Source organism: Bradyrhizobium sp. SRS-191 (genome assembly GCF_024586915.1).
Lineage (GTDB): Bacteria > Pseudomonadota > Alphaproteobacteria > Rhizobiales > Xanthobacteraceae > Bradyrhizobium.
This window is the reverse complement of the sequence record NZ_JANBVS010000011.1, coordinates 113,229-137,179: the sequence shown is the minus strand read 5'-3', so window position 1 is coordinate 137,179 and position 23,951 is coordinate 113,229. Positions and strand designations below refer to the sequence as shown.

The 23,951-nt window shown below is 65.9% G+C and carries 27 protein-coding genes; 15 read left to right on the top strand and 12 right to left on the bottom strand.

What is annotated here, in order from left to right:
- Positions 1-19 precede the first annotated feature (19 nt).
- The 4 genes from NLR35_RS20575 (at position 20) to NLR35_RS20560 (ending at position 2,037) form a co-directional block, all read left to right on the top strand.
- Complete coding sequence (locus tag NLR35_RS20575) at positions 20-217, top strand: hypothetical protein (protein ID WP_257168347.1); 198 nt, start codon at positions 20-22, stop codon at positions 215-217.
- A gap of 127 nt (positions 218-344) precedes the next feature.
- On the top strand, positions 345-551 hold the full coding sequence (locus NLR35_RS20570; protein ID WP_257168346.1) for a hypothetical protein: 207 nt from the start codon (positions 345-347) through the stop codon (positions 549-551).
- Positions 552-680: 129 nt separating this feature from the next.
- Positions 681-1,475, top strand: coding sequence for a DUF72 domain-containing protein (locus NLR35_RS20565; RefSeq protein ID WP_257168345.1), 795 nt, complete (start codon positions 681-683; stop codon positions 1,473-1,475).
- Between the two features lie 28 nt (positions 1,476-1,503).
- Positions 1,504-2,037 carry a DUF4142 domain-containing protein gene (locus NLR35_RS20560; protein ID WP_257168344.1) on the top strand — a complete coding sequence of 178 codons (534 nt, stop codon included), beginning with the start codon at positions 1,504-1,506 and terminating at the stop codon, positions 2,035-2,037.
- A gap of 81 nt (positions 2,038-2,118) precedes the next feature.
- Here the strand turns inward: NLR35_RS20560 and NLR35_RS20555 are convergent, their stop codons facing one another.
- Positions 2,119-4,194 carry a methyl-accepting chemotaxis protein gene (locus NLR35_RS20555; protein ID WP_257168343.1) on the bottom strand — a complete coding sequence of 692 codons (2,076 nt, stop codon included), beginning with the start codon at positions 4,192-4,194 and terminating at the stop codon, positions 2,119-2,121.
- 366 nt (positions 4,195-4,560) lie between these two features.
- Here NLR35_RS20555 and NLR35_RS20550 point away from each other — a divergent pair, with 366 nt between their 5' ends.
- The 6 genes from NLR35_RS20550 (at position 4,561) to NLR35_RS20525 (ending at position 10,568) form a co-directional block, all read left to right on the top strand.
- Positions 4,561-5,298 (top strand): Crp/Fnr family transcriptional regulator, encoded by a 738-nt coding sequence (locus NLR35_RS20550; protein ID WP_257168342.1) that lies wholly within the window; start codon positions 4,561-4,563, stop codon positions 5,296-5,298.
- A 69-nt stretch (positions 5,299-5,367) separates the two neighbouring features.
- Positions 5,368-7,437 (top strand): PAS domain S-box protein, encoded by a 2,070-nt coding sequence (locus NLR35_RS20545; RefSeq protein WP_257168341.1) that lies wholly within the window; start codon positions 5,368-5,370, stop codon positions 7,435-7,437.
- A gap of 522 nt (positions 7,438-7,959) precedes the next feature.
- Positions 7,960-8,886 (top strand): hypothetical protein, encoded by a 927-nt coding sequence (locus NLR35_RS20540; RefSeq protein WP_257168340.1) that lies wholly within the window; start codon positions 7,960-7,962, stop codon positions 8,884-8,886.
- 127 nt (positions 8,887-9,013) lie between these two features.
- Complete coding sequence (locus NLR35_RS20535; protein ID WP_006611747.1) at positions 9,014-9,220, top strand: hypothetical protein; 207 nt, start codon at positions 9,014-9,016, stop codon at positions 9,218-9,220.
- Between the two features lie 114 nt (positions 9,221-9,334).
- Positions 9,335-9,724 (top strand): hypothetical protein, encoded by a 390-nt coding sequence (locus NLR35_RS20530; RefSeq protein ID WP_257168339.1) that lies wholly within the window; start codon positions 9,335-9,337, stop codon positions 9,722-9,724.
- A gap of 169 nt (positions 9,725-9,893) precedes the next feature.
- Complete coding sequence (locus NLR35_RS20525) at positions 9,894-10,568, top strand: HAD family hydrolase (protein ID WP_257168338.1); 675 nt, start codon at positions 9,894-9,896, stop codon at positions 10,566-10,568.
- Between the two features lie 47 nt (positions 10,569-10,615).
- On the opposite strand, the gene NLR35_RS20520 is transcribed toward NLR35_RS20525, so the two are convergent.
- The 4 genes from NLR35_RS20520 to NLR35_RS20505 form a co-directional block, all read right to left on the bottom strand.
- Positions 10,616-11,452, bottom strand: coding sequence for an HD domain-containing protein (locus NLR35_RS20520; RefSeq protein WP_257168337.1), 837 nt, complete (start codon positions 11,450-11,452; stop codon positions 10,616-10,618).
- A gap of 269 nt (positions 11,453-11,721) precedes the next feature.
- Positions 11,722-12,117 (bottom strand): cytochrome C, encoded by a 396-nt coding sequence (locus NLR35_RS20515; RefSeq protein ID WP_374940835.1) that lies wholly within the window; start codon positions 12,115-12,117, stop codon positions 11,722-11,724.
- A complete protein-coding gene (locus NLR35_RS20510) occupies positions 12,107-12,991 on the bottom strand; it encodes a hypothetical protein (protein WP_257168336.1) in 885 nt (294 codons plus the stop codon). Before NLR35_RS20510 ends, NLR35_RS20515 begins: the two co-directional genes overlap by 11 nt.
- 221 nt (positions 12,992-13,212) lie before the next feature.
- Entirely contained in the window at positions 13,213-13,395 is a 183-nt protein-coding gene (locus NLR35_RS20505; protein WP_257168449.1) for a hypothetical protein, read from the bottom strand.
- A 216-nt stretch (positions 13,396-13,611) separates the two neighbouring features.
- Here NLR35_RS20505 and NLR35_RS20500 point away from each other — a divergent pair, with 216 nt between their 5' ends.
- The 3 genes from NLR35_RS20500 to NLR35_RS20490 all read left to right on the top strand — a co-directional run bounded on the left by NLR35_RS20500 (position 13,612) and on the right by NLR35_RS20490 (position 14,540).
- Positions 13,612-13,845, top strand: coding sequence for a DUF6894 family protein (locus tag NLR35_RS20500; protein WP_257168335.1), 234 nt, complete (start codon positions 13,612-13,614; stop codon positions 13,843-13,845).
- Between the two features lie 13 nt (positions 13,846-13,858).
- The gene (locus NLR35_RS20495) at positions 13,859-14,020 is read left to right on the top strand and encodes a hypothetical protein (protein WP_257168334.1); all 162 of its coding nucleotides are present in this window, start codon (positions 13,859-13,861) and stop codon (positions 14,018-14,020) included.
- 118 nt (positions 14,021-14,138) lie between these two features.
- Positions 14,139-14,540: a hypothetical protein gene (locus tag NLR35_RS20490; RefSeq protein WP_257168333.1), complete on the top strand. Its 402-nt coding sequence runs from the start codon at positions 14,139-14,141 to the stop codon at positions 14,538-14,540.
- 16 nt (positions 14,541-14,556) lie between these two features.
- Here NLR35_RS20490 and NLR35_RS20485 read toward each other — a convergent pair whose 3' ends face one another.
- From NLR35_RS20485 to NLR35_RS20465, 5 genes are all read right to left on the bottom strand, one after another.
- On the bottom strand, positions 14,557-15,483 hold the full coding sequence (locus NLR35_RS20485; protein ID WP_257168332.1) for a glyoxylate/hydroxypyruvate reductase A: 927 nt from the start codon (positions 15,481-15,483) through the stop codon (positions 14,557-14,559).
- Between the two features lie 8 nt (positions 15,484-15,491).
- Positions 15,492-16,790: an ArgE/DapE family deacylase gene (locus NLR35_RS20480; RefSeq protein ID WP_257168331.1), complete on the bottom strand. Its 1,299-nt coding sequence runs from the start codon at positions 16,788-16,790 to the stop codon at positions 15,492-15,494.
- 36 nt (positions 16,791-16,826) lie between these two features.
- A complete protein-coding gene (gene gabT, locus NLR35_RS20475; RefSeq protein WP_257168330.1) occupies positions 16,827-18,128 on the bottom strand; it encodes a 4-aminobutyrate--2-oxoglutarate transaminase in 1,302 nt (433 codons plus the stop codon).
- Positions 18,129-18,282: 154 nt separating this feature from the next.
- A complete protein-coding gene (locus NLR35_RS20470) occupies positions 18,283-20,220 on the bottom strand; it encodes an FIST N-terminal domain-containing protein (RefSeq protein WP_257168329.1) in 1,938 nt (645 codons plus the stop codon).
- 353 nt (positions 20,221-20,573) lie between these two features.
- On the bottom strand, positions 20,574-21,461 hold the full coding sequence (locus NLR35_RS20465) for a LysR substrate-binding domain-containing protein (protein WP_257168328.1): 888 nt from the start codon (positions 21,459-21,461) through the stop codon (positions 20,574-20,576).
- A 388-nt stretch (positions 21,462-21,849) separates the two neighbouring features.
- Here NLR35_RS20465 and NLR35_RS20460 point away from each other — a divergent pair, with 388 nt between their 5' ends.
- Positions 21,850-22,101, top strand: coding sequence for a hypothetical protein (locus tag NLR35_RS20460; protein ID WP_257168327.1), 252 nt, complete (start codon positions 21,850-21,852; stop codon positions 22,099-22,101).
- 66 nt (positions 22,102-22,167) lie between these two features.
- On the opposite strand, the gene NLR35_RS20455 is transcribed toward NLR35_RS20460, so the two are convergent.
- Entirely contained in the window at positions 22,168-22,758 is a 591-nt protein-coding gene (locus NLR35_RS20455) for an NADPH-dependent FMN reductase (RefSeq protein ID WP_257168326.1), read from the bottom strand.
- A gap of 128 nt (positions 22,759-22,886) precedes the next feature.
- A complete protein-coding gene (locus NLR35_RS20450) occupies positions 22,887-23,141 on the bottom strand; it encodes a hypothetical protein (protein ID WP_374940834.1) in 255 nt (84 codons plus the stop codon).
- 342 nt (positions 23,142-23,483) lie between these two features.
- Between NLR35_RS20450 and NLR35_RS20445 the strand changes: the two genes are divergently transcribed.
- Positions 23,484-23,936 carry a hypothetical protein gene (locus NLR35_RS20445; RefSeq protein ID WP_257168324.1) on the top strand — a complete coding sequence of 151 codons (453 nt, stop codon included), beginning with the start codon at positions 23,484-23,486 and terminating at the stop codon, positions 23,934-23,936.
- Positions 23,937-23,951: the final 15 nt, after the last annotated feature.

The following is a 23,951-nucleotide window of genomic DNA, read 5'->3' as shown; positions in this document are numbered from 1 at the left end:
AGCAACGATGGAGCGTGGAATGGGACTGGCACAATATGCAGTCATTGCGGTCGGCGATCACTGGAGCGTGCTGCACGATGGCGACGCGCACGGCGAGTACGCGACCAGGGAAGCGGCATTCGAATCGGCGGCCGCCGCGGCCACTCTGGCTCTCAAGCAGGGACACGAGGTGCATCTGAGCGTTCCCGGCAACGACCCCGAGCGGTCGAATAACTAATCGACCGCGCATGCCGGCATTCCGGTTCCCTCGTCGTCTACGGAACGTGATTTGCACGCTAACGTGGGTTAGCGACATCGCCGCTTGAAAGTCGCAAGCTCCTGTTGCGAAGAACAGGAGTTCGCCAATGACACAAAAGAGAAACCGGCGCAAACAAACCATCTCCTTTGCCGACCGCCTGCAGCATACGGCAATGGCCGCCCGCGACGCGGCACAGTTGCTCCCCGCCGGCCCGGAACGCGAGATGATGTTGAAGAAGGCGCTCCAGGCTGAGACAGCCGCTCATATCAACGAACTCCTGAGCGCCCCCATCATGCAGGCTGCGGAACGCTGACCCGCCGATTTCGCGTCGACATTGCTCATCATCGACCACGCCGGATCAGTCACCCTCCGCCGAGCGAGGAACCAGCGCGAGAACCGGCGCTTCTCATCGAGACAGTCGTGATCTCGGCGAGGCATGTGGATGGCTCGGGTCGTCGTCGGTACCTCAGGTTGGCACTATGACTCCTGGCGCGGGCCGTTCTTTCCGCCGGGCCTGCTGATCAGGCATCAACTGCCCTATTACGCCAGCCAGTTCGAGACGACCGAATTGAACGGCGTGTTCTACCGGACGCCGACCGAAGCGGCCGTGCGCAGCTGGCACGATCAGACCGGCCCCGATTTCGTCTTCGCCTGGAAGGCGTCGAAATTCATTACGCACTGGAAGCGTCTCTCCGATCGCTCGATCAACAGCCTCGAGCTGATGGAGAGCCGCCTGAAGCTGCTCGGTGACAAAGCGGGGCCTGTTCTGTTTCAACTGCCCCCGCAGTTCGAGGCGGACAGAGACCGGCTTGAATCATTTCTCCCGCTGCTGCCGCGACACCGGCGCTACAGCTTCGAATTCCGCCATCCGAGCTGGTATGCGCCGTCGATCATGCGGCTGCTGAAAGACGCCAACATCTCGCTCTGCCTGTCGGACCATCACGACGCACCCGCCCCTTGGAAGCGGACCGCAGATTTCGTCTACGTCCGCGGCCACGGTCCAGGCGGCCGCTACAAGGACAACTATCCCGTCGCGACGCTCGAGGCCTGGGCCAAGCGCATCCGCACATGGTCGACACACGGCATCGAGGTGTTCGTGTACTTCGACAACGACCAGAAGAGCGCAGCGCCCGCCGACGCCTTCAGGCTTCGCGCTCTGCTTTCGTCGCGCCGGAGCGGACCACAGCGCGCTTCGCGCAAGGCCGATACGGAACCTCGCGACCAGCTCCAGGTTTAGTCCTCAACCATCGAGGAGAGGACCAATCATGAAACGTACGATCATCGCAATCAGCTGCCTGCTGATCGCCGGCCCCGTGCTCGCGCAATCGGTCGGCGAGAAGACCGGCGTCAATTCGGCGCTGGGGATCACGCCGAGCACCGAGGACTTCGTCAAGCAGGTCGCCATCAGCGACATGTTCGAATTGCAATCGAACCAGCTCGGCGAGCAGAAGGGCAACGCGCAGGAAAAGACCTTCGCCGCGCAGATGGTCAAGGACCATACCAAGACGTCGAGCGAGCTGAAGAGCATGGTCGACAGCGGCAAGCTCAAGCTGCAGCTGCCGACGGCGCTCGACAGCGCGCACCAGAGCAAGCTCGACAAGCTGAAAGGGGCAGAGGGGAAGGACTTCAGCTCCGACTTCGACGACATGCAGGTCAGCGCACACAAGGATGCGGTGTCGCTGTTCGAGCGCTATGCCAAGGGCGGAGACAACCCCGAGCTGAAGGCCTGGGCCGGCAAGACGCTGCCGGCACTTCAGCATCATCTGGAGATGGCGCAGAACCTGACGAAGGCCAAGTAACGCGCCCGAGCCGATTGCCACCCAACGAAGAGCGCCGGATCCAAGCGGTCCGGCGCTCTTTCCATCTTGCGGGGTCGATCGTCAGGCTACGCGGACCGAGCCGAGGAAGCGCGTCACTTCACGCTTCAGGCGGCTGCTTTCACCGGCGAGCGACTTGGCTGCGTTCAGCACCTGCGCCGAAGCCTGGCCGGTCGCGCTGGCGCCGCGCTGCACGTCGGTGATGTTGGACGAGACCTGCTGCGTGCCATGCGCTGCCTGCTGAATGCTGCGGGAGATTTCCTGCGTGGCTGTGCCCTGCTCTTCCACCGCCGACGCAATCGTCGAGGCGATCTCCGACATCTTCTCGATGGTCTCGCCGATTTCCTTGATCGCGTTCACCGACTCCTGCGTCGCCGACTGGATCCCGCTGATCTGCTGACTGATCTCGTCGGTGGCCTTGGCCGTCTGCTCGGCCAACGCTTTCACCTCGGAGGCCACGACGGCGAAGCCGCGCCCGGCTTCACCCGCGCGCGCTGCCTCGATCGTGGCATTCAGTGCCAGCAGGTTGGTCTGGCCCGCGATCGAATTGATCAGCTCGACGACATCGCCGATGCGGCCCGCCGCCTTGGCGAGTTCGCCGACGCGGTCATTGGTGCGCTGAGCCTGCTGCACGGCCTCATTCGCGACGCGGGCGGAGTCTTGCACCTGCCGGCTGATCTCGGTGACCGACGACGACATCTCCTCCGTGGCTGATGCCACCGACTGCACGTTGGTCGACGCTTCCTCCGAGGCGGACGCGACGGTCGTCGCCAACCGCTCCGACTGCTCGGCCGTCGAGGTGAGCGTTCCCGCTGAGCTCTCCAACGCGGTCGATGCCGAGGACACGACCTCCACGATCTCGCTGATCACAGCTTCGAAGTCGCGGGTGATCGTGTCGACACGCTGGCCACGCTGAATCTTCGCTTCGGCCTCGGACGCGGCCGCGCGGTCGGCGGCCTTCTTTGCCAGCAGCGCGTCCTTGAACACCTGCAGCGAGCCTGCGAGCGTGCCGATCTCGTCCTGGCGGTCGCTGGCGGGAATGCTGACATCGTCACGACCGGCAGCAAGCTCGCCCACCACTCCCGTGAGGGCGGCGAGCGGCGCGATCACGCGACGGCGCAGCATGAAGGTGACGACGCCGAGCATGCCGAGCAGCGCCAGCACGGCCCCGCTTCCGAGCACCAGCATCAAGCGCGCCTCGTCCCGCTCCGTCTCCGCGCGGTCACGGGCCTCCGCCAAGGCCTTGTCGCGGACCGCCAGGAACTTCAGGATCGGCGGGACCGCCAGATTGCCGAGCTCTTCTGGCGTCAGTGAGTAGTTGCCGTTGCTGCGCGAGGCGGCGACCTCCTTCTCGATCAGCGGAGCGGTCTTGCTGAAATAGCCGTCGACCGCCTCGTTCATGACCTGGACGACGCTTGCGGGACTACCGATCTGATCAATGCTGGATTCGATGCGCTCACGATTGGCCTCGACGCGGCCCTGGGCGCGATCCATCGCGGAGATCTCGGCCACCGTCAGCGGGCGCTTCGATCCGAGCACCGGCGACAGCATGGCAGCACGTCCGCCCGCGGTCAGCCTCAGGTCCTGCGCGGTGCGCGCGATGATGAGGAGCGGCGTCAGCGAGGAATCGGCAGCTGCCACGCGGCTTTCCAGCCGGTTCAACAGCGGCTCCATGATCTTCAGCGTCTCCGAGATGCCGGGCAGCACGCTTCGGGTCGCGCTCTGGTCGCGTGAGCTCAACGGCACCTGGACGGCGCGATCCACCATCGCGCGGACCTCGCCGAGTTTCGTCATCGCCTTGGTCAAGCCATCGGTGATCCCTTGGCTGTCGGAGATCGATTCCACCGTGCTGCGCGCCTTTGCAAACGCCGCATCGGCTTGCTGGCCGGCCTTGGCCATCGCCTCCAACTGCGCAGGACTGGCAGGCGCCTCCTGGAACAGCGTCGTGGCGTAGGACGTCCTGAAGCCGGCGACGGCCTGGCCAGTGAGCAGCACGGCGCCGAACGCATCGACCGACCTGATAGCTTCCGTCTTGCTCGCATAGGCGCGATATTGCGAGACGACGATTTCGCCACCCAAGACGCAGGCGAGGCCTGCCACCGACAGCATCGAAACCGCAAATAGTTGACCGACCCGCATGATACGTTTCCAACTGATTGATTTTCGTCAACTTAGGAAGCGGAACCTAAGAGGGTATTAATTCCTTCCGGATTCGGTTCGGCAGAAACGTCGCACGGCATGGATGTCCGTAGTTTCACGGACCCCCTCTCACGCGTAGCTGGATGATTGTCGTGTGTGCTGGACACGCGAGGCTGTGTAGTCCGCTGCATCTGGGATCGCAGCGTCGTCGCGCTCAGATTCTCTCACGTAGTTCCACGAACGACGGAACCAGTCGTTCGTGCGGAGCCGAAAAATTGGGACGACAGATGAGGTAACATGCTAACATAAGTTATTGTGGGCTCACCACATGGAACCCCTATAAGCGAGCCCTGGGGGAACCGTTCCTTGAGTCATCTGGTTCGAAAACTCGAGAATTTTGTCCGCCTGTCGGCGGCGGATCGACTGATGCTCAACCGCGCCGCGGCGCAGCGCGTCAGGACGTTTGCGCCGCGCACGGACGTTGCGCGGGAGGGCGAGAAGCCCAAAGACGTCCACCTGATCTTGAACGGCTGGGCCTGCCGCTACAAGCAGCTCGAAGATGGCCGTCGCCAGATCGTCTCGTTCTTCCTGCCTGGTGACATCTGCGATCTCAACATCTTCATTCTGCGCGAGATGGACCATTCGATCGGCACGATCACGCCGGTCTCCATCGCCGACCTGCCGCGCGAATTCTTCGATGAGATCAGCGCGGGCTACCCGCGCATCGCGACCGCGTTCTGGTGGGAGACGCTGGTCAACGCCGCCATCCAGCGCGAATGGACGATGAATCTCGGACAGCGCACCGCCTCCGAACGGATGGCGCACCTGTTGTGCGAGTTGTACTTCCGGTTGCGTCTCGCAGGGCTCGCCGACGACAACAGCTGCAGCTTCCCCCTGACGCAGGCCGATCTCGCCGAGGCGACCGGGCTGTCGAAGGTTCACGTCAATCGCACCCTCCAGGAGTTGCGCGCCAGCAATCTGATCGTGCTCAAGGGCAAGATGCTGGTGCTCCCGGACCTCGAGCGGCTGATGGGTGCGGGCCTGTTCAACGCCAATTACTTGCATTTGGACCGCGAAGGTCGTCAGCTTGACGCGAATGAGTGAGACGTTCCTCCCAGGGCCCTCGGATTGAGCTGGACTGCCGGGCGGTGACGTTGTGCCGGGGACACGGCGATGGCCGAGCAGCGTGTGCGTGACGAGGAGCCTTTCGAGCAGGAGATCGCGCTCCGCCTCGGGCTGATGCCCAACCTGTTCCGGCTGGCGCCGTCGGCGCCGCAGACGACCCGCCAGCTATGGCAGTTTGCGAAATGCGCCTATCTGGATGCGCCGCTGCCGGCCTTGTTCAAGGAGCGGCTCGCCGTCCACCTCTCGCGCCTCAACGCCTCGTCCTACTGCCTCGCCCGGCATTTCGGTTTCCTGGTCGGACTGGGCCGCCCCGGAGGCGATTCGGCCTGCCGCCCGGAGACGGTCGATCAGGCGCTGGCGCTGCTCTCGAGGCGGCCCGCCGATTCGGCGCGGATCTCGGCGGCTGTTTGCCGCCTGGAGGCGATCGGCGAGCTCATCGATATTCCCGATCCGCGCAGCGACGCGGAGGACGACCTGTTCGATACGGCGGGAGCCGTGTTTCTGCAGAGCGCGGTGGCCGGCCGCGCCGGCCTCGCGATCCGCAATGCCTTCGGCCCGGTCCGCTTCGAACTGCTGAAGGCTTTCATGGCGTATCTGCGCATGGCGCATTTCTGGGCCGATGCGCATCCCGAACTCGCGATCGATCCGGACGTGCTGGCATTGGCTCAGTCCGATCCTAGGCTTGCCGCCCACCTCGGCTGCGGTGAAGAGCACCCCGCTCCTCCGACTGCGGATCGCCGTTTGAACGGCAACGGATCGAGCGCACATCCGCTGCACCGCCTGCTGGAGATCGACACGGTGGGCGTGTTGTTCTTCAATCATGCCGAGGGGACGCTGGTCGATGCCAACGATGCCTTCCTCGATATGACCGGCTATTCGCGCGAGGAGGTGCAAAGCGGCCAGCTGACCTGGCAGCGCATGACGCCGCCCGAATGGGTCGACAGCTCCGCATCCCAGATCGAGCAGCTGCAACGCACCGGCCGGATCGGTCCCTATGAGAAGGAATATTTCCGCAAGGACGGCGAGCGCACCTGGATGATGTTCGCCGGCCGCGACCTCGGCGACGGCACGCTGGTCGAGCTTGCGATGAACATCGACGACCACAAGCGCACCGAGGCCGCGCTGCGCGACAGCGAGGCGCGCTTCCGGCAGTTCGGCGAAGCCTCCTCCGACGTGGTCTGGATTCGCGATGCAAAGACCATGCGTTGGGAATATCTGAGCCCGGCGTTCGAGCCGATCTATGGCGTGCCCCGCACCGCCGTCATCAAGGGCGATCACATCACACCCTGGACCGATCTGATGCTTCCCGAGGACCGGCCGCGCGTCATCGAGGGGCTCGAGCGCGCGAGAGGCGGCGAACGCGACAGCTTCGATTTCCGCATCATCCGGCAGACCGACGGCGCTGTCCGGTGGCTGCGCATCCGGAGTTTCCCCATGGTCGATGCGGCCGGTCACGTCCAGCGAATCGGCGGCATCACCCAGGACATCACGGCGCTCGTCTCGGCGGCCGAGCACCAGAAATTCCTCTTGGCCGAATTGCAGCATCGCGTGCGTAACATGCTCGGGGTGATCCGCTCGATCATCCGGCGCACAGGCGACGGCAGCGACAGCGTCGAGGATTTCGCCAGCCATCTCGAGGGCCGCATCTCCGCGCTGTCGCGCATCCAGGCCGTCGTCACCCGTGATCCGCTCGCCGGCTTCGATCTCGCCGAGCTGATTGCCGATGAGTTGCGCGCCGGCGCCGCGCGCGAGGATCGCCAGGTCTCGCTGTCAGGTCCCGCCGTCCGCATCAAGCCGAAGGCGGCGGAGAGCATCGGGCTTGCGATGCACGAGCTCGCAACCAATGCGCTGAAATACGGCGCGCTGACGGTGCCGCGCGGCTTCATCAGCATCGCGTGGCGTCTCGACGAGCACGATGGGCGCCGCTGGCTCGTCATCGACTGGGTCGAGACGGGCATGTCGGGCCGCGTGCTGGCGTTCAGCAAACACGGCTTTGGAACCGTGCTGCTGGAGCAGATGCTGCCCTACGATGTCGGCGCGCGCGTCGTCAGGCGTTTTGAGCCGAGCGGCCTGCGCTGCGAGATCTGGCTGCCGGCCGACGACATCCTCACGCGCTGACGCGACGGCAAGAATGGCCGCGAATGGCCGAGAATGGCCGCGGCGCCCATGCGCTGTCGGCGTAGCCTTCGCCGTCCATTCGGAGTATGCTCAGGGCTAGCGGCCTGAGGAGCGGCCGTCGAACGCGTACGACCTGCCATGCATCCGGCTTTGCCATGCGTTTGCCTTGGTTTGGCCTGATATGACAGGGAGTGCGGACGTGCACGAGGAATCAGTTGAGCGTCGAGGCTGTGGAACGAGGATGGGACGTTCCGGGGCATCTGGCTCAGCCAAGGTCTCAGACTAACCACCATGCACATGCAGGCGCATGCGCATGCGGGACAACCGGTATCCAGGTTCTGTTCTGAAGCGGCCTTCGGGCCGAGCGTCGCATGACGTCGTCATCAGCAGACGATCTCATCGGGCGTTGCTACTCACGAGACGTTGGTACGACGCGTATGCGTGGAACGTTGCGTTGGTAGATACATCGGGACGGAGCCGAGCGCCGCCGGCAGGCGGACGACAACGGAGGACGGAGCGTCAATGCTTGCAACGACGACGACGAAAGAAGCCGATCAGCAGCCCCACGCCGTGATCGACCCCGATATCGTGCTGGCAGCGCGCGCCGACCGGCACGGCGTCGAGCCCGAGCGGCGCAGCGCGCAGCGGCCGCCGGAGGTCCCCTCGCCCAGGATCGATCCCAGGATTGATCCCAAGATCGATCCCAAGATCGATCCTGAGTTCCGGACGCAGGCAGCCAGCGGCGTTCCTGAAATCGAGAGACGCACCACCGTCGGCACCTGGATCCTCCGCACCGTCCTGGCCGTGCTGTTCGCCGTCGGCAGCGCCGTCGCCGCGGCCGCATGGCAGAGCTATGGCGACCAGGCCCAGGAGATGATCGCGCACTGGATGCCGCGGATCTCGCTGGTGTCGAGTGCCGACAAGGACTCGAGCGCCCCGCCGACGACCTCGGCCACCGCGCAGGAGACCGCCGCGGCAACGCCCTCGCACGCGACGGAGCCGGCGACCGGCGCCATCAGCGCAAACGCCTCGCAGGAGCAGGCCCAGTTGCTGCAATCCATGGCGCAGGATCTCGCCGCCCTGAACCAGCAGATCGGCGAGCTGAAAGCGAGCCTCGCCCAGCTGAAGTCGGGCCAGGAGCAGATGACTCGGGAGATGGCCCGCGTCGCGGAAGCCAAGCCGAGCGAGCGTACCGCGGAGGCGCGGCCGTTCGATCCGCGCGCCATCGAGCAGACGATCCGGCCGAGGCCGGCGCCGCGTCCCGCCACCGCCGCCGTGGCGCCCGGCCAGCCCGCCGCCGTCGTGCCGCACCGGCCCCGACCGCCGCAGCCGTCCTCGGCCAGCATGGTTCCGCCTCCTCCGGCCCCGATGGCCCTGCCATCCGCGCCGGCGCAGGCGGCGGCCGATCCGGACCAGCCGGTGGTGCGTCCGCCGATGCCGGTGCGCTGACGCACACCGCATTTGGCCCGCGCGCGGGATGAGCCGCGGCACGGTTGCTTGCGCGTCGTGATGCACTTGTCGGGCTGCAGCGATCCGGCTAAGGAACTGCGCCTGAAAGCGCCGATGCGAGGGGTTCATGAGCCTGACCGATCCGACCAGCTTGTCCGCAGCCGACCTCGCCGACCGCATCGCGATCCTGCGCGACAACATCCGCCAGATCACCGAGCAGGCGGCCTCGCAGTCCGGCGCGGCCGACGAGGAGCGCAATGCCGACCGCCTCGCCCAGCAGAGCGAAGAGCTGGACGCGCTGCTCAAGGAGCAGGAGCGCCGGTTGAGCAAATAGCTCGGCCGCCGCTGCCGGCGCGATCAATTCGCGCGTGTTGCACTGCCCTCCTTGTTGATCGCGCTCCAGCCAGACGCTAGCCTTCCCGAAAATAAACGGGAGGTAGCCTGAGTGATGCGTTTGAAGTTGACGATCGCGGCCGTGCTGACGGCCGCTGCTGCCGTGGCTCCGGCCAGCGCCGAGCCGCGCCATGTGTATACGTCCATGGTCCTCGAGGCCTTTGCCACCAAGGTCGAATGTCCCGGGATCGACGTCGTCTATCAGGACCTCGTCAAGAAGGCCCAGGACATGCAGATGCCTGACGGCACCACCGAGAAGGTGCGCCAGGCCATCGCCTACATGCACACGGGCGGCAAGATGGGCCAGAAGCAGGACGACGATCTGATGGCCGAGGTGGCGGTCGCCACGCAGGCCATCGACATGGATCAGCGCCGCCTCGGCATGACCAACTGGTGCGAGGAGCACAAGAAGACCCTGGCCGGATTCATCCGTCCGAAGACCTGAGCAGGCTCACGGAGCGCGCCGACGGGCGGCAGTGTCCGCGGCGCGTCTGCCATCCTGATGAGACGTGGCGGCAAGCTTGGGCCGCCCGGGACGCCCCCGCGCAGACCAGGAACCCGGACCGGCCGCCGATGCTTGGCACTGTTTCATCGCTGCCCTCCGGAGCAACGCCATGCGCAACGAAACCGCCTTTCTGTTCGACCTCGACGGCACGCTGGTCGACAGCGTCTATCAGCATGTCCTGGCGTGGAAGACGGCGCTCGACGCCGAGAATATCGAGCTGTCGGTCTGGCGGATCCATCGCAAGATCGGCATGAGCGGCGGCCTGTTCACCAACCAGCTGCTGCGCGAGACCGGATTTGCGATGGAACCAGACCGGATCGAGCGGCTGCGGCGCGCGCACGCCGCCGCCTATCAGGGCCTCGGCCGGCAGGTCCGTCCCCTGCCCGGCGCCCGCGAGCTCCTCGCCTTCCTCACCGATGCGGGCATTCCCTGGGCGATCGCGACATCAGGCCGGATGGAAACCGCAGCCGTCAATCTCGCCGCGCTCGGTGTCGATCCCAAGCAGAGCGCGGTCGTCACCCGCGATGAGGTTCGCTACGCCAAACCGGATCCCGACCTGTTTCTCGCGGCCGCCGCGCGCCTCGACGCGCCGATCGAGCGCGCCGTCGTGATCGGCGACAGCATCTGGGACATGCTGGCGGCGACGCGCTGCCGGGCTCTCGGCGTCGGCCTGCTCAGCGGGGGCTACGGCTCGGAGGAGTTGCGCCAGTCCGGCGCCATTCGCGTTTATGAAGACCCGGCCGATCTGCTCGACCATATCGACGAGGTCGGCGGGCGGCGATAGATCATGATCCTTCCGGAAAACCGGTTCCCGTTTTTCCGGATCACGCGCTAGCTCTGCGGCCCGGACAGCGAGATGTCGCGCTCGGCGCGGAAGACATTGGCGTAGAGATTGGCGATCCACTGCCGCCCGGTCGAGGTCATGTTGAGGTAGCGGATCTCGGTCTGGATGTGCGGCGCGACGCTGTTCCAATAGAACTGCGGATAGCGGTTGACGATATCGGCCGGCGACTCGTAGCCGAGCTGCCGGTTGATGCCGACCTCCTCGAACTCGTGATACAGCGCATTGGCCTTGCGGATGTAGTTGGGATCGCCGAGCTGCCCGATCAGATCGGCGGCCCGCACGATCGACTGCTCCTCGTCGAACTGCTGGCCGGCGAGCGGCGGAAAGCGCGTGCCCTCGATGGCGCGCGCGATGCGGTCCTTGTCGAGCGGCGCCATGCCCTCGATGCGGTTGATGACGTACAGCTTGGAGCGGTCGACGTGGTACGGCATCAGGCTGGCATCGGAGGAGCCCCGCGGCAGGCAGATCTTGCGGCCGCCGCGATCGATCACGAAACCGTCGCTGTCATCCTCCTTGAACAGGCCCCTGACGTAGCCGATGTCGTGCAGCAGGCAGGCCATGATCACATGGACGTAGTCTTCCGCCGTCATGTGGCTATGGAGCGCACGCCCGCGCAGGATCTCATGCCCGGCCAGCGTGACCAGCAGCGTATGCTCGACATTGTGATACAGCGCATCGCTGTTGCCGATGCATTCGAGCGCGATGCGCGCCGCGGCCGGAAGCATCTCCGACAGCTGCGTGTGGGAGGATCCGAACCGCCGGCGCATATACGAGCTGAGAAACTGCTCCAGCGCCGCTGCCGCGAGCTCCGGTAAGGTCATCATCGCTGCTGCCCCGCCTCAAGACAGCTCAAAACACAACTCTAAAAGACACAACTCGGCAAAACACAAATCACGAAGACGCTTCTCGCGAAGGGCTCCGCTCAGGACGCCAGACTGGGCGTCCGGCGAACGACGTCGATCCTTCGCGGCAGATCCGGCCGCCTCGGGCAGCATAGCGCAGGTTGCGGGGGCGGGCCACACCCGGATGACGACGCCCGGGAAACTGCGGACGCTGGACGACGTCTGGTTGTCACGCCAGCGTCTGAGGAGCTCTAGCGTCCCCGCACCGGCAGCGGCGGGCGCGGCGGCCGGGCCTCGCGGCGGTCCGACGACCGGCGCGCGCTCGACTTGCGTGCAGGCGCTGCTGCGGGCGTGTCGACCGACTGCAAATAGCTGCTGAGCGCCGACGCGGAGTCGGCGCTACTCGTATAATGCTGCTGCAAAAAGAGGTAGAGCGTCAGCCGGAACCGGCCTTTGGCCAGGCCGCGGGCGGAGCGGTGACAGGCCGCGCAGCTATCGGCAAACAGCCGCGCGCCGGATTTTCCCGCATCCAAGTTCTCAGCCCGTGCGCTGCTGACAATGATCGGCAACAGCGCAACAAGGAACGGCATCGCCGCGAAGCCCCGGCGCACAACGGCGCCTGCCCCGTTGCGACGCTCAAGCGACATCGGCGCGCGGAGTCTCCTCGGCCGCGACACCGAGCGCGTCGAGATCGACCAGCGCCGGATCATCCGGCAGCGGCTCGCTCTGCTGCGGCCCGCTGCCATGGACATGCATCAGCGTCTGCACCCGTCGCGCATTGAGATAGTCGACGTGCTGATGCGCCAGCGCGAGCGGCAGCAGCGCCTTGGGCAGCGCCGTCATGGTGAAGGCGGCCACGCGCTTCACCTCCTCGCCCTCGCGCCACGTCAACGGGCTCAGCGTGTAGATCATCTGGCGATCGGTCTCGGGGGCAGGCAGTTGTCTCACATCCGGGGGCGCCAGCAGGGCGACATTGATGTTGCCCGCGCGCGTGCGCGTCGCGGCTGCGCGCAGCTCCCAGCAGATCAGCTCCGCGGCCGAGAGCACCTCGCGCCTGATATCATCGACATCGGCTGCAAAGCGGCTGGCTTCGCTCAACGCCGCGCGGCCGCGCGCGACGGCATCGACGAGCGAGGCCGCACCGATCTCGAAGCGCGGAACCGCCTGCTCGATGGCGGAGGCCACCGCTTCGATCTCATTGGCCGCGCGGTCGCGGTCGCGCTGCGCCACCGCGTCGGCAAAGGCGCGCTCCGCCAGCACGATCTGTTCGTCGCATTCGGCGACGGAGGCGCGCAACGCCTTGGCCTTCTGCTCCACGGCCTGCATCTTGGATTCGGCGCGGTCGAGCTGGCCGTTGCTGGCGCCGGCCTTGGCGAGCCGCTCAGCGGCGACGCGCTTCTCCTCCAGCGCAAGCTCGGCCACGCGCAAGCGCTCCGCGAGCTTCTGCCGCGCGGCCTGTTTGTCCTTCAGCGCGCGCTCGAAGATTTCGACCGGGCTCAGCTCGCGCTTGAAAAAGACCATGGCAATCATCCCTGGACGGCGGTCGCGCCGACGACGGTGGTCAACGGCGAATCCGCTGCCGAATCATTGCCTGAATCTTGCGGGCAAATTGGGTCGGAAACCAGGATGAGAATGCGGCCGGGCCCACTTGACGGACCTGCATCCACCGCGCATGCCGCGCCGCAGAGTCGGCGCACGCGACGTCATCCCGATTGCAGTTTCCGCAAAAAAGAAACCTGTCGTCAACTCTGATGCGGCCCGCGCATCAGCTTCATCGCTTCAGCGATGTGGCGCCATTCACGGGCCTCTTCGGATTCGCCGTCATTCTCGCATGACAAGGCCTTCTGTGAAGCCTGAGCGATGGCGGCGGCCCCGTGCATCTCGAGCATCTGCCGGGCGACCGCATGAATTTGGGTCTCGGACATCATGCGTGCAGCTCCTATCGCGCTTGACTGCGGCATTAACCACACGACGTCTCACGAGTTCCAAAAACTGCATCCTGCGTGAGGCCGATCACGGCCGATGCGGTTCCAAAAGGCCACACTGCGCCCGTAATTTACCTTACGTGCTCAATCGCAATTTCGCGGCGCGCGTTGCGCTGTTACTGGTGGATGAGATTCGGGGTGGCTGAGGAGTGCGACATGACGCAGGTCTTCTTTCATTGCTCCAACGACGATGAGATCCTGATCGACCGCCGCGGAACCGCGGTGCTCGATCTGGCGGAAGCCCGCGACCATGCGACGCGCGTGATGCACGAGCTGATCTCGGCTGAAAGCGAGGAGGACTGGCGCGACTGGGTTCTTCACGTCGCCGACGATCTCGACGAGGAGATCTTCGCAATGCCGTTTTCGTCCGTCCTCGGTCCGATGCATTAAAGGCAAACTCCGGATGTTCTCCGTCGGTACCCGTCATCTGGCTGCCCTGCGCCATCGCTGGAAAAGCTTCTTCGCGCTGGTCAGTGATCCCTATCGTCCCGAGCGCTACTACATGCGCGGCCCCGGCCCCAAATGGCGCGCCAAATACGGCCACCACAGAGTGACGCAGAGCTGACGCTCACTGCCCCTTCAGCAACGACTGGCAACCCGGCGCAAGCCGCAGCCCCTCGACCGCATTCTTCTCGCCACATTTGTCCTTCATTTCGGCGGCGGTAAGACGGAGGGGACATCGCATGACCAGAATGCTGGCCACAACGGCGCTCACACTCACACTCGTGACATCGGCTGCGATGACATCGGCGCGGGCCGACGAGCACCGCGGCGGTGATGCTGCGCTCGGCGCGCTGTCGGGAGCTGTCGTGTTCGGTCCCGTGGGGGCCGTCGCAGGCGCCGTGGTCGGCTACACGGCCGGTCCTTCGATCGCGCGCTCCTGGGGCTTCCGCCGGTCGCGCACGGCCCGGTCGCAGCAGGTTCGCCGTCCGGTGCGTGACAGCCAGGCCTTGATGACCGACCCGCAACAGCCGCCGCAGGCCGCCGCCCCACGCGCTGCGCAGGCACAATCCAAGACCATCGCGGCAGCGCCTCCGCCGGTCCCGCAGGGACCTGTCGCACCGCCGGTGCAGACGCTCGAATAAGACCGCTGCGACGCGATCAATAGCCGCGCGCGCGGTCGACCACGTTCAGCAGCGGCTCGCCGCGCAGGAGTCGTCTGGCGTTCTCGGCGACCTGTTGCGCGATCGTCTCCCAGGATGCGATCGCAGCCATATGCGGCGTCACCAGCACGCCCGGCTCGCGCCACAACGGATGATCCGATCGCAGCGGCTCCTGCTCGAAAACGTCGAGTACCGCGCCGCGCAGATGGCCGCTGCGAAGCAGTGCGACGAGATCATCCATCACGACGTGCTCGCCGCGACTGCACAGGATCAGCGCCGCACCCTTGGGCAAGCGGCTCAGCCGTGCCGCATTGAGCAACCCGACCGTCGAGGACGTCAGCGGCAGCAGCGAGACCAGAATATCCGTCTCGCTCAGGAAGGCGTCGAGCGCATCAGTGCCGCTGAAGGTCGTGACACCGGCGAGCTGCTTCGGCGACCGCGACCAGGCGCTCACGGTGAAGCCGAGATCGACCAGACGACGCGCCGCGTCGGTGCCGAGCTCGCCGAGGCCGAGAATGCCGACCCTGCTGTCCCTCGCCGCGCGCTGATCGTAACGTTGCCAGCGGCCGTCACGCGCATTGCCGATGACACGGTCGAAGTCGCGATGGAAATACAGCGTGCCCCACAGCACGAATTCGGTCATCGCGGCGGTGATGCCGGGATCGACGATCCGGCACAGCGGCACATCAGGCACGGTGGGATCGGAGAGAATGTTGTCGACACCGGCCGCGATCGCATGGATCAATTTGAGCTTCGGCATCGCCGCCAGCGCGCCGGGCTCCGGCTTCCAGCACACCGCAAGCTCGGCCTCACGCGCTGCGGCTTCCGGCCATGACGCGACGGTCACGCCCGGCAGCTCGCGTGCAAGCAGCGATGTCATCGAGTCCATCAGCCCGGGACGGCTGAGCAGCGCAACGCTGATCATGCCTTTGATCATGCCTTGCGCAGCCCGCACCATTGCGCGACGAACATCGCGATCGACAGCGTCGTCTTGCGCACGCTGTCGAGATCGACGCGCTCGTCGAACGCATGCGGCCCCATGCCGTAGGGCCCGTAGCACAAGGCCGGGATGCCGTAGTCGACTGAGTAGTAGCGGGTGTCGTTGACGGCCGTGGAGAGCCGCACATCCAACGGCTTTTCGAACACGCGCGCATGCACCTCGGCCAACGCGGCCTCCGCCGCGCTGCCGGGCTCGCAGACGGCGGGATCGGCCTGGAAGCCACTCCAGACCAGCTCGACGGGGTTCTCCGACAGGAAACTGTCCGTCGCCTGCGCCTTTGCGAGGCACTGCTCGATGCCGGCCATCGCCTGCGCCGGCGTCTCGCCCGGCAGCACGCCGAGCCGGCAATCGAGATCGCACCAGGCCGGCGTCGAGCTCGCCCAATCGCCGCCCTTGATGATGCCGACGTTGAACTTGATCGGATCCTTCACGCCCGCGAACCACGCGTTCGACGTGGCCCGCGCGTTGATCTCCTTGGTGTGTTCCTGGAAGGCACGGATCAGATGCATGGCCGACAGGATCGCGTTGGTGCCGGTCTCGGCATAAGCGACGTGCACCGGCGTGCCGCGCACGCGCAGGCGAAACCAGATCGCGCCGACCTGGGCGCGCGTCAGCGTGTGGCCGGTCGGCTCGGGGATCAGGCAGGCATCGGCGGTGTACCCGCGCATCAAGGTCGAGAGCGCGCCGTTGCCGGTGCTCTCCTCCTCGGTCACCGTCTCCAGATGAACGCGACCGTCCGGCACGAAGCCGGCCGACCTGATGGCATCGAGCGCGAAGATCATCGCGGAGACGCCGGACTTCATGTCCTGTGCGCCGCGGCCGATCATCCAGCCATCGCGCACGACAGCCTCATAGGGCGCATCGTTCCAGAGATCGGTCGGCCCTTCCGGCACGACGTCGATATGGCCCTGGAGGATGAGGCTGCGCCCCTTGCCCTCGCCATCGAGCGTCGCCACTACCTGCCTGGAGCCGTCGAGCGCGATCGTGTCCATCGGCGCCGCCTTGGGATGCCGCATCACGTCGACATCCGCCAGGCTGAAGCGATCGACCTTGTAGCCGCGCGCCTCGAACTCATTCGCCAGCCACTCCTGCACCGGCGCTTCCTCGCCGCGCAGGCTGCGAAACTGCACCAGCTGCTGCAGGAAGGCGACCTGCTGCTCGAAATTGGCATCCACGGCGGCGGCGAGCCGCTCCATCACGTCATTCGGCACAGCCGCCGCATTTTCAGTCACTCGCGCCTCCAGCCTTCGCACTCACGTCCGCCTGCCTCAGGCAGCCAGACACTTCTCCAGGATCGCGAGCCCTTCATCCACGATCTCGTCCGACGCCGTCAACGGCACGAGGATGCGGATGGTGCTCGCCGTCACGCCGCAGGACAGCAGGATCAGTCCATTCTCGTGCGCCACGCGGGTCACGCGCTTGGTCATCTCGGCATCCGGCTCGTCGCTGCCGCGCTGCTTGAGGATATCGAATGCAACCATCGCGCCAGGACCACGAGGCTCGGAAACCGGAACCAGATTGTTGGCGCGCGAGAAGCGCGTGATCGCGGCGCGGAGCCGGTCACCTATCGCGTTGGCGCGGTCGAGCAGCTTCTCCTGGTCGAACACGTCGAGCACCGCGAGCGCCGCCGCACAGGCCAGGGGATTGCCGCCATAGGTGCCGCCGAGGCCGCCCGGCTCGGCCGCGTCCATGATCGCCGCGCGGCCGATCACGCCCGACAGCGGCATGCCGCCGGCGAGGCTCTTGGCGACGCAGATCAGGTCCGGCTGCACGTCGTAATGCTCCATCGCGAACATCTTGCCGGTGCGGCCGAAGCCGGTCTGCACTTCATCCGCGATCAGCACGATGCCGTTGGCATCGCAGATCCGGCGCAGGCCGCGCATCAGCTCCGGGGGCGCCTGGTGGAAACCGCCCTCGCCCTGCACCGGCTCGATGATGATGGCCGCGACCTGCGACGCATCGATGTCGGCCTTGAAGATGAAGTTGATGTAGGACAGCGTGTCCTCGACCGAAACGTTGCTGCCGGCGATCGGGAACGGCGCATGCCACACACCCGGCAGCGGCGGCCCGAACGGCTTCTTGTAGGGCATCACCTTGCCGGTCATCGCATTGGCGAGCGCGGTGCGGCCGTGGAAGGCGCCGGTGAAGGCGATGATGCCGCTGCGGCCGGTGGCGGCGCGCGCGATCTTGATGGCGTTCTCGGTCGCTTCCGCGCCTGTGGTCAGCAGGATCGACTTGGCGGGCCCGGCGATCGGCGCCAGCTCGTTCAGCCGCTCGCTCAGCCGGACATAAGGTTCGTATTGCAGCACCTGGAAGCAGGTGTGGGTGAAGCGGTCGAGCTGGGCGCGGATCGCAGCCACGACATGCGGGTGGCAATGGCCCGTGTTGAGCACGGCGATGCCGCCCGCGAAGTCCACATAACGCTTGCCCTCGACGTCCCAGACCTCGCTGTTGAGGGCGCGGTCGGCAAACAGCGGCGTCGCGTAGCTCACGCCCCTGACGACGGCCTCGTGCCGACGTGCCAGCAAGTCTTCGTTCTTAGCCAGATTCGCAGCCAGGTTCGCCGCCATGTCTCACCTCCTCGTCGAACAATCGAGGGAAGGCTAAGGAACGGGCGGCCGTGATCAATCAGCTTGTTCCGCGGAACAGGTGGCTTTTATGCACCAGAGCTGTGCTTGGACCAACGGGCGCCTAAGACGCGGCGGATGGCAAGAGATCGGACGATCAGCCGATGCGCTTCAGCTTGTCGATCTCTCCCATGACGCCGGCAAGGTCGGCGCTGCGCTCGCGCACGAAGGTGCCGAGCTCGGCGAGCACCCCGGTGATCGTCTCGAGCTTGGTGAACATCTGCTCGATGTGGGTCACGATCCCACCATAGCCTTCCCCCGCCTGGACCAGCTGACCGCGGGTTTCCTGGATGTTCGAGCCGAGTGAAGCGAGGGAGGTTTCCATCCCGCCGATCGAGGCATGGGTGCGCGACAGGCTGGAGCGCGTGTCCTGGGCGAGTTTCTTCACCTCGCTTGCGACTACGGAGAAGCCCCGGCCGGCCTCGCCGGCCCGCGCGGACTCGATGGTGGCATTCAGCGCCAACAGGTTGGTCTGCCCGGCGATCGTATCGATGATCTTGAGAATGTCGCGCAGGCCGTTCATGGCTTGCGTCAGCCCAGCGAATTCGTCCGCAAGCGCGGTCGTGTCGGTCGCCTTGATCGCCGAATCCGCACTGGTCAGGATCACCGAATGGATATCCTTGACGATCGTGTTGATCGCCTCGGTCTGGCCGAGCGCGTTCTCCACCTTCTCGCTCAACAGCGCGCTCGTGCCGAGATACTCAGTCAGGCGCGTGACGATGCCATCCTTGATCCGGTTCAGCAGGATCATCCGGTTGAGATGGCTGCGGGTGAAGTAGCTGGCGAAGTTCGCATAGTGGACCGGAAACATGTCCGCGAACGCATCCTGCAGCGTCTGGCTCCGCGTGTCGAAAAACACCACCGCCGTCAGCGTCTGGTTGATGTTGATGCCGAACAGCTCGCCGAAGGTCGAAAACCCGGCGACGGGCATCGGCCAAAGGCCGGAGAGGTTGCGCAGCGCGCTCTCATTGTTCAGGCGGCGCAGGATGCAGTCGTTGAGAACCGCGCCGATCGCCGGCGGCTTGCCTTGCAGGAAGGCCTGGAGATCCCGCCGGGTCTGCTCGACGAAATCGGTCGCCTCCAGCAGCTCGAGGCGATCGCCCGAGTTCACGTCGCAGAAGAAGGAGATCACGCCGGTCTCGGCATTGATGTCGGCGACCGAGCGGACGAACAGGTCGGCGCCGACCTCGATTCCGAAGGAGTAGCGCTGCATCTTGGACATTACGCCGGCGGGCGTGGTCTTGAGCGCCTCGGCGACGGCGTTGGCGAACGGCCGGATCTCGTTGGTGCGCTCGTCGAGCACGCCGGAGGCGGTGCGCCGGTTCGGGTCGGCCCCCATCACGACGAAGGACTGCCCCGTCTTCTTGAAGTTCTGGCTCTTGAACAGGCTGAATCCGCGCCCGTCGGCCATCTTCATGAAGATCAGGAGCGCATGATTTTCGATCACGCGGTTGCCGTCGAAGATGTAGGTGTTCTTGAAGTCGAGCTTGCCTCCGGCCGAGCCGCCGACGAAGGCACAAGGAAACTTGCCGGCGCGGTAGACCGCCTCCATGAAATAGTTCTCGCTGGCCGAGACGCCGTCGACCAGCGTGAAGGCGAGCGTGTCGCGCACGTCGATCCCGAACGGCGTCCGCACCGCAGCCAGCGACCGGACGATCGCCTCGATCCGCTGATCGTGCGGCAAGGCCGGCGCGCCCTTGCGGATGTCATCGTTCTGGAGGGGCACCGCGTGGATGCTCACCGCCTGAAACAGGTCGGCGGGAAACACCTGGATCACCACCGATGACCAGCGATCACCCGTCGGCTTGTAGAGGGTCGCGGGCGAAGACGCGCAGAGCTCCCCCGCGGTCGAGACGGCGATCACGGTCGTGCGGCCGGCCAGCCTGCGCAGCTCCGTCGTGACTTTCACGAAATCGAGGTGCGGGGAGACGAAGGCGAATGCGAGCGGCGAAGCGGCACCGTCGAACATGAAGCTGTCGGCGGACAGCCCTCCGAGCCTGTCATCCGTATCGATGACCCGGATCTTCTGCGGCATACGTGCGATGGACGGCTCCGCATCAACAGCAGGCTCGATCGAGGAGTTCGCCGTGGCTCGTGAGCTTTTCGAGAACAGTGTCAACATCAGCGCGGCCCGTCTCGGTGATCAACATGATTATGAGTTGGTTAAGTCGCTCGAATTGCTATTTCGTGTACGAACTCGGCGTTGCCGCTGCTGTGCCTCACAATCCGCACCCGTATGACTACGGCCGCTCCGGATAACGATTCTCAATGTCACATCGCAGGCCCGCCGGACGCTCGCGCGGCCGGGAGCTTGTTCGATCTGCTACGAACTAATGACGTGGCATCGGCACATCGCGCGCCGCGGCGGGTGGAGCTCAACCGATTGCGCTAGAGCGCCAGCACCTTCTTCAGCCAGGCCCGGAGCGCGACGATGGCGGGCTCGTCCCAGCGCTCCCTCAGCGCAATGAGCTGATAGGCGCCCATGCGAACCGACGATGGCAGCACCTCGACCAGGGCGCCGCTGCGCATGTCGTCCGCGACCAGCACCTCATTGGCGAGCGCGACCCCCTGCCCGATCCGCGCCGCCTCGATCGCGAGATGGGCGTGCCACAGCCGCTGGCCGCGCAGGGTGACGTGCTCCGGATAACCCGCCAGCTCGAACCACTGCTCCCATTGTGCGGTCGACTCCTCGTGGATCAGCGAGGTCTTGGCGAGGCCGGGCAGCGTCGCGATCGCCGGGAAGCGCGCCAGATAGGCCGGGCTCGCCACCGGGAACACCCGCGGGCGCACCAGCGCTTCGGCCGTCAGCGGACCGCGGGCATCGATGGCCTCGGCATAGACGATCTCGGCGTCGGCCTCGCCGCGCAGCAGGTCGGGATGCGCCAGGGTCGGCTGCAGGTTGATGTCCCAGTTGCGCGGCGGACCGGTCAGCTCGGGCAGGCGCGCCAGCAGGCGCCGGTTGGCAAGGCCGGGAATGCACCAGATGTTCAACGTCGGGCGCGCCACCGGCCGCACTTGCGTGGTGGCGCGGGCGATGATGTCGAAGGCCTGGGTGACCTCAGCGTGGAACTGGCGTCCGGCCTCCGTGAGCGCCAGCCCGCGTCCCTCGGCGCGGAGCAGCGCCACGCCGAGACTGCGCTGCAGGTTCTGCAGATGGCGGGAGACGACGGTATGGCTGACGGCGAGCTCGTCGCCGGCGGCGCGCACGCTGCCCTTGCGCCCGACGGCCTCGAAGGCACGCAGCGCAATGAGAGAGGGCAATCGGGGTCGCGTCATGCTCGCACAGTTGTCCGCCTGCGCGATCCCCGCCCTCGTCCGCCTCAGCAGCGAACCGCCACGATCCGTCGTTCCCGCGGCAGATGATCGGAGCGCCGGCCACCCTGGCGACGTCCGTTGGCCGAACGCGGCGCCCCGGTCGGAGCACCGCCTGAGGCCCATGAGGGCGCTTACGCGCGTCAGGTCGCTCTTAGCGTCCGCCGTCGCGCGACGCCAGCCCAGATGCCGCCACAGTCACGCGCCCGGTCGCCGCGCTCGGTGTGACCGTTAATGCGCTGAGCGCGCCGGCAAACGATCCTTAACGACGGCGCCGAGGTCCATCGAATTTGCCTCAAAGTTTCCACAATTCGACTTTGAATCGGCGGTGCTTCGAGCAGGAGAACCCCATATGCGGATCACCCCCGTGATCTTCGTCGGTTCGCTGGCTGCCCTGGTCACAACGGCAGCTCCCGCACTGGCGAAGAATTCCCAGACACCCCGAGCGGACGAGCAGGCCACCTCCTCGTCGCCGTGCCGCGCCTATCAGCAGGACCCGGATGGGGCCTGGAAGGAGCTGCCCTGCCAGGGGCAGGGCCAAGCCGCGGCCGCGCCACGCCGACAGCAGTCGGTGACCAACACGCCGAGCAGCGCGACGCGGTAGAAGGCGTATGTCGGAATGCCGGAGCGCGCGCCGTGCGCTCCGGCATTTCCTTGCGCGCCTCCAAGCTCAGTAAGGCGGCGTCTTGCGCGCCCGTTGCTCCCGGCCCGCTTCGACCCACCACAGAAGATCATCGGCAAAGCGCGGGAATGTGCGCGCGAGCGCTTGACCGGCATCGCCCGTCGGCCTGCCGTCAGCCGAGAGCGCCTGTCCGATCGGCCCCACCGCAAGCGTGCTCGACACCACGACCATGCCCATCTCCGACAAGGTGCCGTGCCAGGCGGTCGCGGCCCGCGCGCCCGACAGCCGGCCCGCCGAGTAGCTCGCGATCGCCGCCGGACGCCAGAACCATTCCTCCAGGAAGTGGTCGGTGAGGTTCTTCAGCCCGGGCTGCATGCCCCAATTATATTCGCCGGTGACGAACACGAAGCCCTCGGCGGCGCGGATCTTGGCCGCGAGCTCGGCCATGGCGGCCGGCGCCTCGCCCGGTTTGTATTCCTTGAACATGCGGTCGAGCATCGGCAGGCCGATGGCCTTGGCGTCGATCAGCTCGACGTCCTGGCCCTTGTCCCGCAGACCATCGACGATGAACTGCGCCAGCCGGATACCCATCCGGTCGACGCGATAGGAGCCGTAAAAGACGAGGATGCGGTTGCTCATGGCGGGTCAACTCCTGGCCGGATGATCCGTGCCAGTCTACCACGCCGCACTGCAATCCAAGCGATGCTGGGGGCGCCGCGGATCGACCGACCGGCGGCGCATCGTCGTTCAGATCGAACCGTGCAAGCTCAGCGCGTCACGGTCGCCGAAGCGGAGCGCTCGCTCGGCCGGCCGAACACGCTGCGGCAGCCGTCGCTGAGGCTGGCGCGCTGCTTCATCATGCAGGCGATGATGCGGTCGCGGTCGGGAATCTCCGACGAGCACAGCCGGAACACGTCCCCGGTGCACAGCCGTCGCTGGTCGTCCTCCGTGAAGGCATGACCCGCGCGCGGGCTGGCGATCATTGCCAGGCCGACTCCCAAGGCGAGCCCCGCCATCGCCATATTCAAGTTCCGCATCATGAACAGATGAGTTCGCATCAGTGTCCCCAATTCGCCCGCTGTTTGCCCGGTTCACCCGCCGCCTTCGCTGACCACGCGAAGCAGTTGCCGCTGCAGAATCAAATGATGACACACGGCCGCGCGCCTTCAACAAGCGCTCTTGCTCCTGCACCACTATTTTGCCGGCTGTTGCATCTTCGACTCCTTTGTCCGCTCGGAACCTGTGAGACGCCGTCAAATTGTCATTAGGCGAACGCAATCCGGCCCAGCGGCGCTCACACTCTCGCGGCGTAGTGACGACGGCGCGTCGGGACCATCGTCCTGGGCCGATGGTGGGAGCAGGTCATGGCGTACACGATGATCGCCGAGCGGGAGCAGCAGAAGATCCGCAAGCAGCGCGAAAGCGCGCTGATCGTGATCGCGAATGCGCAGGTGATGGAAGCCGAAGGCTGGCAGGTCGTCATCACCGACGAGGACGGCAACAGCCTGCCGCTCGCCGAGTTCGAAGCCACCCTCTCGCAGAAGTTCTCGTCCTGGTACAAGGCCAAGTCGAAGCCTGTGGTGCCGACGACGATCCCCGGTCCGAACCTGTTCTCCGATGCTGCCAACGATGACGCCGCGCCGGAAGCCGTCGTCGCAGCCGAACTCGCCGCCGAAGCGGCCGAGACGGAAGCCGTGGCCGAGGTGAAGGAGATCGCGGAGGACGATTTCGAAACGGCCGAGGCGGCCAACGCCGCGCCGGCCGAGAAGACCGAGCGCGAGGAGATCGCGCTCGAAGCCGCCGAGATGGCGGACTAGCGCTGCGGCCGCGCC